The sequence below is a fragment of the Aquirufa sp. OSTEICH-129A genome (assembly GCF_054558355.1).
The window spans coordinates 75636-91902 of sequence record NZ_JBPXKC010000005.1; the positions used below are offsets into that span (position 1 = coordinate 75636).

The following is a 16267-nucleotide window of genomic DNA, read 5'->3' on the forward strand; positions in this document are numbered from 1 at the left end:
ATACGCTCCTTTGAAAAATAGTATCATCTAAACCATAAAACCTAGAATCCGACTAATTAAAGTGGATTCTAGGTTTTATTTTAAATAGGATTTATCAGCCTTGAAATCTATTATCTTACTTTTAATACAAGCGGTCCCAATAATCCTGATTCTTTTAATTTTTGTCCCACGCCAAACGTAGGAGTAAAACTTAATACTCTTTGATCATTTGGAAGAGATTTGTCCCCGATAATGCGGTTATCCCACTGGTTCGTTACCTTAATTTCCAAGCTATTTTTACCCTCTCTGATTACATTAGAAAGATCGATTTGATAAGGTAATTTCCAAAGGGTGCCAAGTTCTTTGCCATTTACAATCACCGTGGCGATGTCCTTCACAATACCTAAGTCTAAACAAATTTTTTTACCAATTAACGACTTATCTAGATCAAAATCATTCCTATATATGGCTGTTCCACTGTAATACTTAATACCTTCCTCTGGCCGATTAGACCATGAAACCAACGGGTCCATGATCAAGGATAAAGGATATTTGATATTTTCTGAAAATGAAACCTTCCAAGCTTGACTTATATTTAATATTTCAATAGGCTTATTATCGGATATTTCAACTTCTTTTTGAGTATCTAATTCCTTAAAGACTACAAATACTGACTCTTGGGCTCCTATGTGTAGCTTTACTTGCGTGGTACCATTGGACATTTTATACGAAACAGGTTTTGAAATTCCTTCATCAGAATACCATAATTCTGGCCTTTTTCCTTCAGTCCTAAATTTAAGCAACAAGTCCTCTGGATGATTTCGAACATTTAACACAAAATATATATCTACGTCAGCGGTTTTTCGGTGAATCCAAGTAAGCTTCGTATCCAAGTTTGGTTTCGTATAAATAACATCCGGTTTTACATTTAATTGGCCCAAAATTCCTATTAGTGGTGCATTATTAAATATTTTCCCTTGGCCATAAGTTGCTTGGTAGATGTATTTCCCATCTGCCGCACCCCATAATTCATTTGCCAAATTCGCAATCAAGATATCAGTTCCTGGGTAATCCATTAAGCTGGGTGACTTTTCTGGTTTTGGACCCACGATTATAGCTCCTTTCTTAACAAGTGAAACTATTTTAGTTAAGATTGGCAAGGTCATTGTTTGCTTTTCTGGCAATACCAGGACCTTATACTTCACCCCACTTGGCAACACCAATTCACCATTTTCTACCTCAAAACGCATTAAAATTTCTGCATTCACATAATCATAATCAAAGCCCTCAGGAACATCATTTTTCAATTTTTCCCAATAAGGGACCACCGCAGGTATGTCCTCACCTAAATAATAGGCAATATCGGCAACCGAGCGGCCTTGTTGTAACATGTACTGATTTCTCGTGATATAATCCACAAAAGGTTTTGCCTGCTCAGCCCATGTGATGTTTCGGTGAAAATGGGTTCCCACCATCACGCTACCTGGTTTAGTATCTAAAGGCTGATGTGCCGAAGTGTGAAAAACAATTTGATTAATTCCCTGTGTCATCCAATAATCCCCTATAAATTTCATGTCAGCTGGTGCTTCATAACCACCTCCAGTCCACGCCTCAGCCGCTACTACTTTTTTACCATATATATGAGCGGCAGATGCTGCTTCTCGAATGTCAGATTGATGTGCATTTAGGCGTTCATTAGCTCCACCATAGGCTTTTTGAGTTTCTAAATCCGCTGGGGTAGTCCAATTACGATCACTTCCTAAACCGCGACCCATCCCGAATTCTCCCATGGGGATATCGACTGCATTTTTAGTCCGAAGTGCATCCTGAATAATGGGCATTGAAATACCAGCCACCTCTCCATAGGTTAAAATTCCCTCCTTGTGCGCAAAATTGGTAATGGCCGCATAATGGTTATCAACTAACAGTTCTGCAAATGTCAACCTAAAATCCCACAAAAATCGATCGCTAACTTCGGCACTTCCTACAATTTTCCCTGCTAATGCCGGTAAATAGGGCGTTGGATCATAGCCTCTTCGTGACTTAAATTCCGCAAGCATGCTTTCCGTCCAATTCTGTGCATCCGATTCATAACTGTCTATGAGAAAATATTTTAAACTTTTACCAAAATTTTTTCCGACTGCCTCTTTAATAGGTTTTACCCATTGCGTTAAATAAGACTCCAAATGGGTCTTACTTAATTTATCCACTTCATATCCTGTTGCATCTGGCATTGCAGGGCTATTTTTTGCTCCTGTCAAGGAATAACCAAAACGCATGATGGTCCAATTACCAGCTGGTACGGTCCAAGTTAAACTTCCATCTGGTTTCATTTTAGAAGTTAAGTCAAGGACTTCATTGGTTTTTATAACATCGGTTATTGGAACATGAGGTGTTTTAAGCTCTTCAAAGGTAAACATGGGGCCAAAATTAGCCTTATCTTCCCAGCGATTAATCTTTGCCACTGTACTAAAAATGGCCTCTGAAAGATCAAAAGAGGTGGGTGGTGAGGCTGGTTGACGAAAACCTCCAAAATCATCCGGTCCGCCCACTGTTGAATTACCATTGCCCGTCGTAAATACCACTCGATAATATTTTGCTGTAACTTCTGGAAAAGAAATAGTTCGAACAGGTAAAGCACGAATATCATGTTGAGGCCCAGGAAGAGGGAAAAGTGTTTTATAAGTTACCCCGTCTTCACTCGATTGTACATAGCCTGCACGAAGAAAAGTACTCGGATAGGCCGTTGTTCCCAACATAGCAAAAGAAAAGGAACGCGCTTTAAACGGTTTTTCGAATTCATACTGCAAATAAACAGGTTTGTCTTGTTTGGGGACGTTCATGGAAATCTTGGTTGACAAATTATCGTCTAACAAAGGATCTCCTGAAAGCACCTCTCCACGCTCATTTGTAATTTTTGGCTTTGCTTCATTACCTGAATTGCCTGGTGTTTTGAAGGCAAGGACTTTTTGATCGGCAAAATAAGTGGGGTCAGTTGGGAGCGCAGTTCTTTTGGGTAAATCCCGAATTAAGCCATTAGATGTAGGTGGTATCGGTAATATACCTTTGAATATTTTTCCTCCTTTGATTTTGGTTTCACTCCAAACCAATTTTTTCATGGCCTCATGGGGCTTTACCCAGGTTCCTCCGGTTTCAGACCACCCAGCAGCTGTAAACATGGTCATATCTAAACCTAAGCGTTCTGCTTCGTCTACAGTATGCTTAATGAGGGCTAACCATTCAGGCGATAAATATTTAACCTTCGATTCGATGGTGTGGCCCCCTCCAATTGAAACGTCAAAAGCCTGAAACCCTCCAATTCCACTCCGTTTCATCCAAGCTAAATCTTTACTAATTCCTTCTTTGGTAACATTACTCCCTGTCCAATGCCACCAAACAATCGGCTTATATGAATTAGTCGGATTAGTAAATCCTTCTTTTAAATCGCTGGGTTGTTGAGCTTGTAATAGGTAAGGTAAAAACGCGACGAAAAAACTAACTCTTAATGAGATGCCAGTTATATACTTTATCATTATTTTGTGATTTTTTAAAATATAAAGCCATTGTGCTTCTTCAGCAAATTGACAATAAATGGGTATAACAATTTCTGAAATTAAAATCAAATTAGGTGGATTTATGATAAAATCATATTCCAAATTAAATTACTTTCATAGCGATAAATAATCCTCTAATACCCCATTCGATTGAACCATTTATTCGTGATTTTATTGACTAAGATTCGGCCTAATATCATATACGGCCGGCCTAATTTGTCAACTGATTATCGGTAAAATCAAAAGATCATTTCATTATTGTTTTGATAAAAAAAACACCCAACTTAGTTATAATAATGCTTTTCATTATCGTACTTCTTCCTCAAAAAAATTAAAGTGGCGTTCGATAATTGAGGGAATTTCCATCAAAAAAGGTCGTGAAGTAACATAATTTAAATACCTCTTTTAATCGCAAGGGCTATTTGACCAGAGTGATATGAATTATGATATAGTATGTGCGAAAATAACCTTGCTGTTGAAACCGTTCCAAAAAAGGGAGTTTCAATTTTTTTTGACCACCCATCGGCTGGCGTACTTTCTATAATCTCCTCTAGCATTTGAAATCCTTTTTCAATTAACTTTCTGCTTTCCTCAAAATCATTACCCTGTCCCTCATCTAGCTTCCCCATGGTCGTATTTTGAACCTCGCTTGGTTTACCAAAAAAATTCCCAAATAGTAGCATTGTCTCAGCAATATGTCTATAAATGAACCCAACAGAAGATGTATTTTCATTTAAAGATTTCGAGACATTATTACCATTTACGAGATTCAATGAAAAACTACAAGAAAGAATATTTTGTGCCAAAAGGTCTTTGAAGATTTCTTTTTCCATTTTCTATAATTCTGATGTTCATGATTGATACAAATAAAAAAGGTTACACGATAAAAGCATAACCTTTTTATATTTATTACTCACGAAGTTGGTGAAATGATGTAGCTATTTCATTGTTCCATCAACAAAGCTTTATGTAATTTGAGCGGAGGTCAATTATAGATTGTAGCTTTTGCGAACCATCCAAAAGTACCACTTATCTGAAAGCAATTTCCTCAGCATTAACAACATGGGGCCAGGTTTTCCCACCGCATATCTCATTTGATTACTACCATCACCTGCAGCTTGGTAAATCATTTTGGCTACTACTTCTGGACCTTCGGCATCCTTCATTACTTTCTCAGCTGCTTCATTAAATTTTTGAATAAAGTTATCGTACTGATTAGTATCTGTGGGTTTAACAAATTGCCGACTCCTTCCATAAAAATCTGTCACAATAGGACCTGGTTCTATGAGTTTCATTTTAATATTAAACTGAGCCAATTCATAGTGTAAAGATTCTGTAAAACCTTCCACAGCAAATTTGGTAGCGTGGTAAATACTATACAGAGGAAAGGTGATTTTTCCGCCCATACTAGAAATTTGTATGATGGTTCCACCGCCTTGGGGTCTCATCATTTGAATCGCCTCCCTTGTTACTCGCATTAAACCAAACACATTTGTATTAAACTGTTTTTCGATAATTTCATCGGACATGGCCTCAAAAGCCCCATCCACACCGTAGCCAGCATTGTTAATGATCACATCAATTTTCCCAAAATCACTTTGAGCATTTGACATGGCCGATTTAATACTTTCGGGTTTGGTAACATCCAAGGCATACAATTTTACATTAGCCAATTTTTGGAAATCTGTTTCCTTTTCTGGATTTCGTTGTGTTGCGATGACATTCCATCCATGTTGGGCAAACTCAAATACCGTTGCCTTGCCTATTCCGCTGGATGTTCCTGTAATCATGACCGTCTTATTCATATTTCGTTTGTTAGATTTTGAACAAAACTATTCGGTAATTTTTAAACCAGCAACATTAGAGTATAGTGTATGGTTGACATTTATTTTTCTAACCTTTATATTTACCTCATGTTAATAAATGAACTATCTAAAAAAACGGGGCTTTCCCCACACACCATCCGCTTTTATGAAAAGTCGGGCTTAATTGAGGGAAAACAAAATGAAGCGGTTAAATCGAATAATTACTTTCACTATGATGAGGTAACAGTAGAAAAATTGGAGTTCATTAGTGATGCTAAATCGGTAGGATTTACGATTAAGGAAATTGGTCAAATGATTGATGCCTGGTATAAGCAAAAATATACCAAGGAACAAAAATTGGAAATACTGGATGATAAACTGATTTCCTTAGAGCAAAAAATGAAAGAAATCAAGGAAATGAAAAAGCAAATCCTTCAGTTTAAAGAGGATGTGGTGAATGATAGGTGCTAAAATGATGAATAAAAAGGATTGAAAACCCGAATACTTGAAGTTATTATTTTTTAAATCAGATGTTAGATTTCACACTATAAAAATTACCCTCATAAAATAGAACATATAACATTTCAAAGACAAAGTGTGTCGCAAAAAAAAGTAGTTTCATCGATTAACTACTATCCTAGGGAAAGTGTTAGAAAAAATTAACTATAATTTGTCTGACATTACCATAACTAATTAATAATGAAAAAATTAGTCCTTATTGCGACACTTTCAATTATTGTTTTCAGCACTACTGCTCAGCAATCAAATTGGAGCCCCTCCTACCCGAAATTAAATTCTGTAACTCCCCTAACAAAAAATTCTTTTGCCAATCCGAAGGCAGAAGATTTTCCCTGGGTTCGCTGGAATTTTCCACCGGAAACGGCAGAAATGGCTGAATTGGAAAAGCAATTAGTAGAACTAAAAGCAGCAGGAATTGCTGGAGTTGAAATCGGTCAAGGCGGTGAACCTACATTAGCTCAAATCGAGGGCCTCTTAAAAAAAGGCAATGAACTCGGCATCAAAATCAGCTTAAAGTACAAAACGGGTGCACCTATTCCTGGTAATTTTTCAATTAAACACGATTACGCTCGTAAAACACTCTCTGCCTCAGATACGCTTTTGGTGGCGGGGAAGGCCTATGCAGATTCTCTACCCGGCAAAGGTGCTATTTTAGCTGTACACGCCTATCGGGTTAGCCAAATGCCCTCCAAAGGTTCAAAATTATTAACCATCGATGCCTCTACACGCATAAATCTCACTGATCAAATCCTCGCAGGGAAATCCACAGGCTATTTTGGAAAACCCATGTCCGCCTATTTAACTTGGACGGCTCCAGCAGGCGAGGGAACTTGGGCCCTCATCGTCATTCGTATGGCTGGAGTAGATCCCCAGCCGGAGGTATTTAGCAAGGAAGGGACCCAACTGCTCATTCAAGGATATGAGGCCTACTGGACACCAAGCATCAAAGCACTTTTAAAGTTAAACCAGGGTGATATTTTTATCGACTCCCATTCGATTGACGGATTTGGTGCTCCAAGTGACGTTTGGAGTAGTAATATGGCTAGCGATTTTAAAGCACAAGTTGGTTATGACCTCATGCCTCATTTAGTTACGCTGATTGATGCCGGAATTGACCGTGTTTGGGGCCCCCGAGGCGGAGGTATGGACATCAAGCATTATTATACTTATTCCGACAAAAGTGATGTTCGCATCCGAGCAGATTACAATAAAGTTAGAACGAACTTATTCGTTGAAAACCGCATTAAACCGTTTAGCGACTGGGCGCATGGCTACAATTTAGCACTTCGTTTACAACCTGAAGATGTTCCTACAGTAAATACGCCAGACCAGCTGGACGTAACCTATTACCTTGATCGGCCTGAACACGAAACCCTTTCTTCAGGAGATCAAATTGATGTGTATCGCCCGATGGCCTCCGCAAACCACATCAGCGGGAATACTTGGTATTCGAACGAATTAGCTGCTGCACGTTCATTGAATTACGCCCAAACGTTTCAAGATATCTTGGTTCGCCAAAACAAAAACTTTGCCAGTGGACAAAGCAAAGGCGTTTACCACGTATATCCCTATACATTCAACCCTAAGTCGGTATGGCCGGGATACAATACCTTTGGAGAGGGAAATTTCGCGAATAGTTGGGGCCCCCGAAATCCTATTTGGGCAGCAGATGCGCTAATGATCAATACTTGGATGGCACGGAATGAGCAAGTATTAAAACAAGGGCGCGCTAAAATTGACGTGGCTGTCTACATGCAAAACTATTCCTTCCCGGCTCCCTTCGTAGCAGGTGTGGGGAATATTCGTTTTTGGAATGATTTAAGTTTGCAGGAACAGGGATTTACTTGGGATTATTTAAACCCGACGCTGATGAATTTGCCTCAGGTAAGCGTGAGTAATCAACGGCTTTATGAGGCAGGACCTGCATACAAAGCCTTTATTTTAAACGGGCATTTACAAACTGGTTCTGTTTACAATCCAGCTAAAAATACTTTGCCCCTAACCATGGCTGAAAAACTGGTAGATTATGCTAAAAAAGGACTCCCTGTGATTGTTGTAGGGCCTCTACCAAGTCGGACTCCAGGAAATACCCCTGGCGAAGATTCAAAATTACAACAAGTATTGGGCCAGTTGAAAAGCCTTGCCACGGTTCATTCGGTGGCCACAGAAAAGGAGGTTCCTGGTCTTTTGAAATCATTGGGGATTTTACCTAGTGCGGAAACTGAAAAACCTTCTGCGCTTATGAGTATGCGTCGATTTGATCCAACCTCGGGGACGAACTACTATTTCTTGTACAACCAAGGCGATGATCAAATTCCACCATCTGGATATAGCACCGAAGAGCGCTATAAAAACCTCCAAGGAACGCCTGGCAATATTTTTGAAGAACCTAAAACCATGCGAAGCAAAGGGCCTAGTTATGGAACGAAAATAGGAACGGCCTTGGCACAAAAAATAAGTTTAGAAGGAGAGGGTCATCCCTTTATGTTGAATGCCTGGTCAGGTGAAATTAGTCCCATTGCAAAATACCAACGTGTAGGCAATCGCGTAATCATTGACGTACGTTTAGAGGTTGATGAGTCGATGTTAATTGGCCTAAGCACAAATCCTGCTAAATTAGGCCTTAGGGGCCAATCGCTTTTCGTACAATCGACCACCGCGGATGGAATCCATTCAATGGGCAATGGACAATTCGCCGTACATGCGAGTCAAGCTGGAAAATACACCACAACCCTGAGCAATGGCAAAAAAGTAGTTTCACAAATTCCGGCGGCTTTGCCTATCATGGATTTGACTATGGGAACTTGGAGTTTACAGGTTGAAGACTGGAAACCTGCTAATCCGTACGGAAGTACCGGTGCTGCAAGTGCAGTGACTGACAAGGCAAAGGTTGAGCTAAGCTTGAATGGTTTAAAGGCTTGGCCAGACATTGCGGAATTGAAAAACGCTTCAGGTATAGGAACCTATCGCTATACTTTGGAATTACCGAAAGACTGGATCCCAGGAAAAAATGGGGCTCGGTTGAAACTGGGTCAAGTGGTTGACACCTTCACTTTAAAAGTGAACGGAACGGCCGTTGCCATTGACCAAATTGCTGCGGAGGCAGATCTTGGAAATACCTTGCAAGCGGGGAAAAACACGATTGAAGTACGAGTGGCAACTACTCTAAACAATCGCTTAGTGTCATTGAATAAAGCCGCATCTGACAGGGGAATTATTCAGGAATATGGCTTGGTAGGACCTGTCGTTTTGCATCCATATAATAAAGTTATCATTTCAGGAAAATAGAAACATAGCATCTGCCCTACGAATCGTGCAGTTACAATGTTTGGCAAACAATCCCTTTAATTCAATGTACTATTTATGACAAAGACATTTCAGAAATTTGGTATTTGTAAATGGAAAAAATGAACCCATAAAAAGTTTATTTTCTGAAAGTTATACTAGTTTTTAATCCAAAAGAGGTCAAAATGACCTCTTTTGGGTTAATGCTCCCTTCCTAGCATCCTTTTGTTCTGATGCACTTTAAAAAAGCTAAATAACCATTGTAAAAAATTAATCTTTTGATTCAAATTTGGTCAATACGTGCAAAATAATACCTGCTAACAAGATATATGTTGCATAATGTAAGGCAGGAGTATTTGGGATATGAACAAGTTCCACCTCGAAGAAAAATGCATAGATTAATAATATATGAGATAGAATAATACAAAGAAATGCTAACCATTGAATCATTAAATATGTCCTAGTTAGACACTGTTTGATATATACCCCGATTCCTATTTCTACCAAACTAATTAGAAGTATAAAAATATGTCTACTTCTCAACATAACCCTTAAACCCATCTCTAAACTAGGCTTATCTGGATAGGTAATTGATAAATATTTTCCAGTCCAGGTGAAAAAATACAGACTTAAAAATCCAATAAATAAGTATATGGTTGAAAAATAATTTTTCCTTAGGCCACTCACTATTGAATTGACGTTGAATAATGGCATAAATTTTTTCCAATTTTTGAATAAATCTACCCTAAAATACTATTTCCTGAAATTAAAAGGCTCAAAAAATAAAACTCTTTTCAGGCCACGAATCACAAAATCCAATATTAAACCCTCAAAATGATTCGATAGGCAACATTTCTCTCCATTCCATTAATTTAGGATTATAAATTCTCTAAAAATAAGGAGATGAAATTTAGAAAGTTGCAACCACAAAAAATGTCGCCATACAGCAATTTCCGTTGGTTTTAAAACAAAAAAATCTCCATTTCTGATGACTTTTCTGTTTGCTCCCCTTTTCGACGAAAGTTGCAACTACAATACGATGATTGAGTATGTGACCATTAGCAAATTGAAGGGTTGAACTTCGTACAATTTTGAAGGAGGTTCATTTCTTGATTTCCATTTAGCAAAAATCGCAATTGTCAATTTTTAAAATCAAGACTACCGCAGGGAACCATTACAACATCTGTACCGTCTGCGATCTTGTAAAATAGTTTTTTACCTTTTATGATATATTCTGCCCTAACCGGAAATTTTGTTTTATGGATGAAAATTGCACTGTAAAATAAATAATTATTGGAAGGCGCAATTCTATTATTCAAATCCTTTAATTCATTATTTAAAAGAGCTGGTATACCCGTAAGACCATAATCAAACTCTTGCAATTTGTCAATTGTCATATTTGACTTTGTAAAGGCTACTTTGGCGTACGATTCTTTAGATTTAAAAGAAATGATTGCTGGAAATTTAATTTTTAAATCCAGAGGCGATGATGCTTCATTACGCACATTAGTCCAAAAAATAAAATAATTGTACTCTTTTCCCTTATAAGAAACAATTCCCCCTCCCTTAGGTAAACTATTGGTAATAATTATTTTATTCTTGATTGTAGAATTATAGACAACTTTAGAATACTCCCAATTCTTTTTTTGAACTGACTGTCCATACAAGTTCAACGAGAGAAATATCAGAAATAAAGTAGAATACTTTTTCATAAAATTAAATAGTGTTACACTATACAAGTATAACCCTTTTACTTTGATTTGTGCTCCCTTATTAAGTGGAATGTTGCAGCCAATAATATCATTTAAAAGACTACTACTATGATTTCTCTTTTTCGAATGCCTCTTTCGCAATCATAATGGCAGTCATTGCTTTTGGCCAACCTACGTAAAATGCTAGATGCGTAATAACTTCCACAAGCTCCGCTTCCGTCAAGCCGTGTTCCTTAGCATAGTTTAAGTGAAATTTTAGTTGGTTGGAGTGTTCTCCAGCAACCAAGGCAGCAACGGTTATTAAACTCCTTTCACGCCTTGAAAGCTCTTTCCCTTCCCATACATCACCAAACAACACATTGTCCGTGTATCCCAATAATCTTGGGGCAAAATCCCCTAACATTTTTTCAGCTGCAGATACTTTCTTTTCTTCAGTCATCTTTTATAAAATTTTAACAAATATAATAATGTTGCAACCACAAAAAATGTCTCTTTATAGAAAGATATGATGGGTTTTAAACAAAAAAAGAGGTCGAAAATGACCTCTTTTTGAATCTTGCTCCCTTAATAGGAGGAATGTTGCAGCCATCATTAACGATAAAACTATCTAAATTGATTGGAAATCAACTTTTTTGAAAAGATAATTAATCTAAGTTTCAACTATTCCCCTCAAATTATTTCAATTTGATGAACATCGTGTAAAATACTTGGATTTCATTTCTTCCAACTTTTATAAAATTTAAGTGAAATACATGCTACGTTTTACTTTTATAAGCATTAAAAACATGGTGTAATCTCATTATAATGATAAATGCTGAAATTGAATTTCCCCAAGTCAATCATCATTACGTCATGATTCTAAACATTTGCACCATTGTTCCAGTCCTTGGTAGATATTTTAAAATGAATATCATCCAATTTCTTTATGGATAAATAATGAATGCCACTAAAGGGTATAATTCCCAAAACACATGTGTTAGCACAGTATGTTTTCCAACGTTATGAGGCTTTACGGAGGTGTGCTTTTGAAACCGAAAACTGTCTACCAGCATCATCGTTTATTTATTGCTCAAATATTTCTATTTACACTTTCCGTCAACTAACGCAAAACCAGTGTTATGCACCGTTTTTTATTACTTTTGTCAACTTCGTAATTCCCTCAATGATCCTCTTTTTTACATCAAATGGTATTGGTTTATTCATAAAATAGTCTGATAAATCGTTGGCTACAAGTTCTCCGTGCTTTTCAACAATAAATTGAAGAACAAGGGTGAACATTTTGTATTGTTGTTGTGTAAAAGAAATTAACAAAGCATTGAACTGAGCTTCTTTGTCTCCGTCCTGGAAAAGCCCAGTGGTTAGGAAACAGTAAAATGCGTCTTCAAATTGCTGCTCTTTATCTTTTGCAACACCAAGATTAAACCAAGCAAGAGCATTTGTTGGGTTAAGTTCTACAGCCTTTGTGAATTCTGCAATTTGAAGTTTGTGGTCAACTAAGCTTACAGCATTTTCGCAAAGTTCTATCGATTTTTCAACTTCTATTTTTTTGTCATCAAGTCCTAGTTCAATAAGTCGGTTTGTAATGATTCTTTTTAAATACCACTCATAGTTATTGCTGTTTTGTCTTTCAAAAAATTTGTCAAACCATTCGTTCGCTTTTGAAAACTTGCCTTGGAAGAGCAGGCAATCACCAATCAGCGCATAGACAATTGACTCAAGGTTTGGTTGAATCTGTTCCAATCTGAAATACCGGTTTGGATTATCTTCTTCGATTAATTCAATTGATTTTGTATAAAACAATTCTGCTAGTTTGTAATGACCTTTAATAAATAGAAGTCCTGCCAGTTCTCTCCACCAGTGTTTTCTTTTTTCGTAGTCAGGCAAATACTTTCTTGCTTTGAAATAGCACTCAATTGCTTCATCCGTATTAGATAAACTTCTTTCAATATTTCCAATATTATAATAACAAGTTCCCGTTGTGGGAAAATCTTTAGAGTGCTGAATTGCTAATCGTAAATTTTCAGTTCTTAGATATAGGAGTTCACTATAATTTTTGCAATGGACAAAGTATGCTAAATCAAAAAACAAAAAAGCATCAAATAGCTTCTTTCTTATTATAGATTTTGTGATTTCGTTAAACTGTAGGAGTAAATTTTGATTAATAGCCGATTGTAGAGTTCCTAAAGGATCGAATCTCATTCCATCGTCTTCTGTGCTGAAATAATCCTTCTCTATTAGCTTTTTCAAAAGTTTTAAGCTGCCATTTAAGTTTTCTCTTGCGAACGCAACTACTAGCAGTTTAAGGATTTTAGCATTTGTAATATTTATATCGTCTTCATTAAATAGTGGCCTGTGAAGTAATGGATTTTCAATTTCAAAACTTTCGATTTCAATTTCTTTATTAAAAAATGGACCATCCAACAAAAGGAAGAGATTTCCCCCACGTGACAAAAATTGTAAATTATAATGTTTGGGTAAATATGAATTATTAAGTGCAAATGTATCCGAAAAGAAGTGATTAATAAACTTTCCTATGTTACTTCCAAGAATATTCCCTAAATCAGAATTTGATGATATTGTAAGTCCATATTGAGAAACAATTTTTAACTCGGTTTCAATTTGATTGAAGTACTCAGCAGTTATTAAATTTTCAGACCCGAGATTCAATTTTGCAGTTTCTTGGTCTGGTTTTAGATTTAGAGATTTAATTAATTTGTTTGCCCAAATCCCCCAACTTTGTTTTGTTGTCGTTGAAACACACATTATCAATACTGGTAGTGCCAACGATGCGTAATACTTTAAATTGTTTACACCAAACTGCTTTTCAAACGTGTCATTTTTAATTTCTTGTTCGCTTCCTTTCAGCTGTACAAAAAAAGTGATTCCAGTCGATTGTCCAGATTTAAAAACTTCAACTAAGTAGTCAATACCATAGTCGGGTTTAATCTCTCGAATAACCCATTCAACTGGAATTAAGTCCTCAAAAATTCGATGTGAAATTGTCTCGGTTATATGTTGAGTTGGTCGTTTCATTAAAATGGTGCATAAAGTTTTGCCGCTTTGCGAAGGCGGGAATTTTCAGCACGAAACTTCATTAAATGCACAAAGCTTGAATTTAGCACTTCACTGCCATAAAAAAAGCACACACCCCCCGCTTTTGCAAAGCGGCTGTTAGCAGTTCGTTCTTATTCTTCGTCATCGTCCCAAATTATTTTATCTCCATCAAATTTTGTTGCTGTTCTTAACACTTGTCTTAAAATTGGTAATTTATCGTCTTCAAGGTCGGGATTGTCATACATTGTTTTTACAACAATACAGTCTTCAAGTTGATATGGTCGCAATTTATTAATTGATTGTGGTAAAATTGCCAAATTCTCTGATTTATGATTTATAGCAATTGACGGATAAATTATACAGTCGTAATGTTTGATTGGTTCAGTTGGGTGTTCTACTGGTTCAAAAGAATTATCTAAAATTCTATCTGCAAAATATGCACTAAACAGATACTCGTATTTTTTTGGATTTTTTACTTTAATGTCTTTTACAAATTCTGAACTTAAAAAGTCCAAATACAAATCTAATATGTCAGCAAATAGAGGGTGATTATATTGCATTCTTTTCTGAAACGCATTAGTTGCAGATTTTAGGCTTTCGTTGTCAATTGTCTTATTGTTTGTAATTGGATAGGAAATAAAGTCTTTCGCATTGTCATTATGCCAATTTGCGATTATTATTCTTTGCCCAACCTCTGGTTTAGTTTCCAAAACGGCAACTCCTGGTTCAAACGCACAATAAAAAATAGAGGATTTTGGTGAATTAGCTCTTCCATAAACACCATTTTTTTTTATTATTTCTTTCGGTGGATTTTTTATAAACTTTATATCTCTAACTTTTCCATTTTCTAAAAACATATCCGATACAGTTGTTACTCTAAATACGTTGTAGAAGTTAATTTTATTCTGAATAGTCAATTCCATATTAAATACTGACTTCAAGAAGTCAAATATTTCTTCTAAATCTTCTTCAACTATTGCAGATAAGTCAATACTTTTTAAATATCCAAATGCTTGTTTGTAAAACTCTATCGCTTCTTTTAAAATATCTTCTTCTTGGTTAGAAATTGTATTTCCCAGAACAAGTTTCATTAAAACTTCTAGTTCGGGTGTCATTTTGCTACCATATGTTCTTGCTTTTGGTAATTTTGGAAAATCGAATTTCATTTTGTTAATAGTCTATTTTCAGAGTGTCGATTTATAATGACCACTAACTCTCTATTATACGCAATAGTACTAAATAGAGTATGTGTTTCAAAGTAATTATAAAATTAGCACTCAAACACCTTAAAGGCATAAAAATATTACGCAATGCGCATTTAAACTATTTATGAAAGTTTTTTGGGCTGGGATTGATTTTTTGGCTGGGCAACACAAGGCAAAAAATGTAATTGGGTGCAAATTCCCGAAAAATGAAAAGCTGCTTTTGGCACTTAAAAATAAATTTCCTCATCCTTTTGATTTAGAGTTGTAAATTCACGAAAAACGAGGTATTGAAAATAGAAAAGTGCAACCACAAAAAATGTCTCTTTAAAGAAAGTTGTGATGTTTTTTAAACAAAAAAAGAGGTCGAAATGACCTCTTTTTGATTTGTGCTCCCTTAATAGGTGGAATGTTGCAGCCGAAATTGTCAAAAATACTCCTCAAATAGTCTTTAACTTATTCTATTTTCATTAATGCTTGGAATGTGTTTTCATATCCATTTGGTTTTGGAAACAGTGTAAAGCACAGGCAACTCCTTTTAATGATTTGTGAACATTTCCGATAACCGCCCCTTTGGCATCTTTAATATTACAAGTTTCTTTATCGAAATCCTCAATGGTAAAAATGATATTCCCTTTTTCATCAAAATAGGTTTTCCCGTCTTTCCCCATTTTTCCCATCATTTTCCCATTTTCGTCCTTTAAAACTCCATTAGCTCCAAGAAACCCTAATTTTTTTCCCTTCGAATCACTAATAATTTTATCTTTTGATACGGTACCGGTTTTTACACCGTCAAAATAAATATCTCCCTTGGCATTTAAAATCAAGTGGCCTTTGCTGTCTCTTGGCTGTTGGGCTAAAGCTGAAAACGTGCTTAACAATACGAATGCAATGGAAAAAATAAACGATGACTTTTTCATGATTTGTTTATTTAGATCGTTAAAATCAAATGTAACCATATAAATATTGTTGAATTAATTTCGATATATGACATTCATCACCTTTTCATTCATTATAAAAGCAGACAATATCGTTAATTATGAAATAAAACAGCACTTTATTTAATTTGAATGAAGTATTATGAAATTTTGGATTTTGGAAAAATTAAATATTAGAATTTAGAACAAATTCGTACTTTTAAGCGTTTTAAAATTTAT

At 36.1% G+C, this 16267-nt stretch carries 12 protein-coding genes; 3 read left to right on the top strand and 9 right to left on the bottom strand.

Going from position 1 to position 16267, the window contains the following annotated elements; all coding sequences use genetic code 11:
• Positions 1-110: 110 nt before the first annotated feature.
• From SKC36_RS10280 to SKC36_RS10290, 3 genes are all read right to left on the bottom strand, one after another.
• Positions 111-3512 (bottom strand): glycosyl hydrolase, encoded by a 3402-nt coding sequence (locus tag SKC36_RS10280; RefSeq protein ID WP_459465804.1) that lies wholly within the window; start codon positions 3510-3512, stop codon positions 111-113.
• Positions 3513-3925: 413 nt separating this feature from the next.
• Positions 3926-4366, bottom strand: a complete 441-nt coding sequence (locus SKC36_RS10285; protein ID WP_459453674.1) for a DinB family protein — start codon at positions 4364-4366, stop codon at positions 3926-3928.
• A 156-nt stretch (positions 4367-4522) separates the two neighbouring features.
• Positions 4523-5338 (bottom strand): SDR family oxidoreductase, encoded by an 816-nt coding sequence (locus tag SKC36_RS10290; RefSeq protein WP_459465805.1) that lies wholly within the window; start codon positions 5336-5338, stop codon positions 4523-4525.
• Between the two features lie 108 nt (positions 5339-5446).
• On the opposite strand from SKC36_RS10290, the gene SKC36_RS10295 reads away from it, so the two are divergent.
• Both SKC36_RS10295 and SKC36_RS10300 read left to right on the top strand, forming a co-directional pair.
• The gene (locus SKC36_RS10295) at positions 5447-5809 is read left to right on the top strand and encodes a MerR family transcriptional regulator (RefSeq protein WP_459453672.1); all 363 of its coding nucleotides are present in this window, start codon (positions 5447-5449) and stop codon (positions 5807-5809) included.
• A gap of 228 nt (positions 5810-6037) precedes the next feature.
• The gene (locus tag SKC36_RS10300; RefSeq protein WP_459465806.1) at positions 6038-9145 is read left to right on the top strand and encodes a glycosyl hydrolase; all 3108 of its coding nucleotides are present in this window, start codon (positions 6038-6040) and stop codon (positions 9143-9145) included.
• A 267-nt stretch (positions 9146-9412) separates the two neighbouring features.
• Here the strand turns inward: SKC36_RS10300 and SKC36_RS10305 are convergent, their stop codons facing one another.
• From SKC36_RS10305 to SKC36_RS10325, 5 genes are all read right to left on the bottom strand, one after another.
• Complete coding sequence (locus tag SKC36_RS10305; RefSeq protein ID WP_459453670.1) at positions 9413-9856, bottom strand: hypothetical protein; 444 nt, start codon at positions 9854-9856, stop codon at positions 9413-9415.
• 425 nt (positions 9857-10281) lie between these two features.
• Positions 10282-10854 (bottom strand): hypothetical protein, encoded by a 573-nt coding sequence (locus tag SKC36_RS10310; RefSeq protein WP_459465807.1) that lies wholly within the window; start codon positions 10852-10854, stop codon positions 10282-10284.
• Between the two features lie 106 nt (positions 10855-10960).
• Entirely contained in the window at positions 10961-11293 is a 333-nt protein-coding gene (locus SKC36_RS10315) for a carboxymuconolactone decarboxylase family protein (protein WP_459465808.1), read from the bottom strand.
• Between the two features lie 677 nt (positions 11294-11970).
• Positions 11971-13887, bottom strand: a complete 1917-nt coding sequence (locus tag SKC36_RS10320; RefSeq protein ID WP_459465809.1) for a DUF4365 domain-containing protein — start codon at positions 13885-13887, stop codon at positions 11971-11973.
• Positions 13888-14039: 152 nt separating this feature from the next.
• Positions 14040-15074, bottom strand: coding sequence for an RES domain-containing protein (locus tag SKC36_RS10325; RefSeq protein ID WP_459465810.1), 1035 nt, complete (start codon positions 15072-15074; stop codon positions 14040-14042).
• 163 nt (positions 15075-15237) lie between these two features.
• On the opposite strand from SKC36_RS10325, the gene SKC36_RS10330 reads away from it, so the two are divergent.
• Complete coding sequence (locus SKC36_RS10330) at positions 15238-15381, top strand: hypothetical protein (RefSeq protein ID WP_459465811.1); 144 nt, start codon at positions 15238-15240, stop codon at positions 15379-15381.
• Positions 15382-15580: 199 nt separating this feature from the next.
• On the opposite strand, the gene SKC36_RS10335 is transcribed toward SKC36_RS10330, so the two are convergent.
• Positions 15581-16030: a 5-fold beta-flower protein gene (locus SKC36_RS10335; protein ID WP_406751231.1), complete on the bottom strand. Its 450-nt coding sequence runs from the start codon at positions 16028-16030 to the stop codon at positions 15581-15583.
• Between the last annotated feature and the right edge of the window lie 237 nt (positions 16031-16267).

Bases quoted from the DNA above. Each gene is read 5' to 3' on its own strand.
- SKC36_RS10300 (WP_459465806.1), top strand. From the start codon at position 6,038: ATGAAAAAATTAGTCCTTATTGCGACACTTTCAATTATTGTTTTCAGC.
- SKC36_RS10285 (WP_459453674.1), bottom strand. From the start codon at position 4,366: ATGGAAAAAGAAATCTTCAAAGACCTTTTGGCACAAAATATTCTTTCT.
- SKC36_RS10335 (WP_406751231.1), bottom strand. From the start codon at position 16,030: ATGAAAAAGTCATCGTTTATTTTTTCCATTGCATTCGTATTGTTAAGC.
- SKC36_RS10330 (WP_459465811.1), top strand. From the start codon at position 15,238: ATGAAAGTTTTTTGGGCTGGGATTGATTTTTTGGCTGGGCAACACAAG.
- SKC36_RS10325 (WP_459465810.1), bottom strand. From the start codon at position 15,074: ATGAAATTCGATTTTCCAAAATTACCAAAAGCAAGAACATATGGTAGC.
- SKC36_RS10290 (WP_459465805.1), bottom strand. From the start codon at position 5,338: ATGAATAAGACGGTCATGATTACAGGAACATCCAGCGGAATAGGCAAG.
- SKC36_RS10315 (WP_459465808.1), bottom strand. From the start codon at position 11,293: ATGACTGAAGAAAAGAAAGTATCTGCAGCTGAAAAAATGTTAGGGGAT.
- SKC36_RS10310 (WP_459465807.1), bottom strand. From the start codon at position 10,854: ATGAAAAAGTATTCTACTTTATTTCTGATATTTCTCTCGTTGAACTTG.
- SKC36_RS10320 (WP_459465809.1), bottom strand. From the start codon at position 13,887: ATGAAACGACCAACTCAACATATAACCGAGACAATTTCACATCGAATT.
- SKC36_RS10280 (WP_459465804.1), bottom strand. From the start codon at position 3,512: ATGATAAAGTATATAACTGGCATCTCATTAAGAGTTAGTTTTTTCGTC.
- SKC36_RS10305 (WP_459453670.1), bottom strand. From the start codon at position 9,856: ATGCCATTATTCAACGTCAATTCAATAGTGAGTGGCCTAAGGAAAAAT.
- SKC36_RS10295 (WP_459453672.1), top strand. From the start codon at position 5,447: ATGTTAATAAATGAACTATCTAAAAAAACGGGGCTTTCCCCACACACC.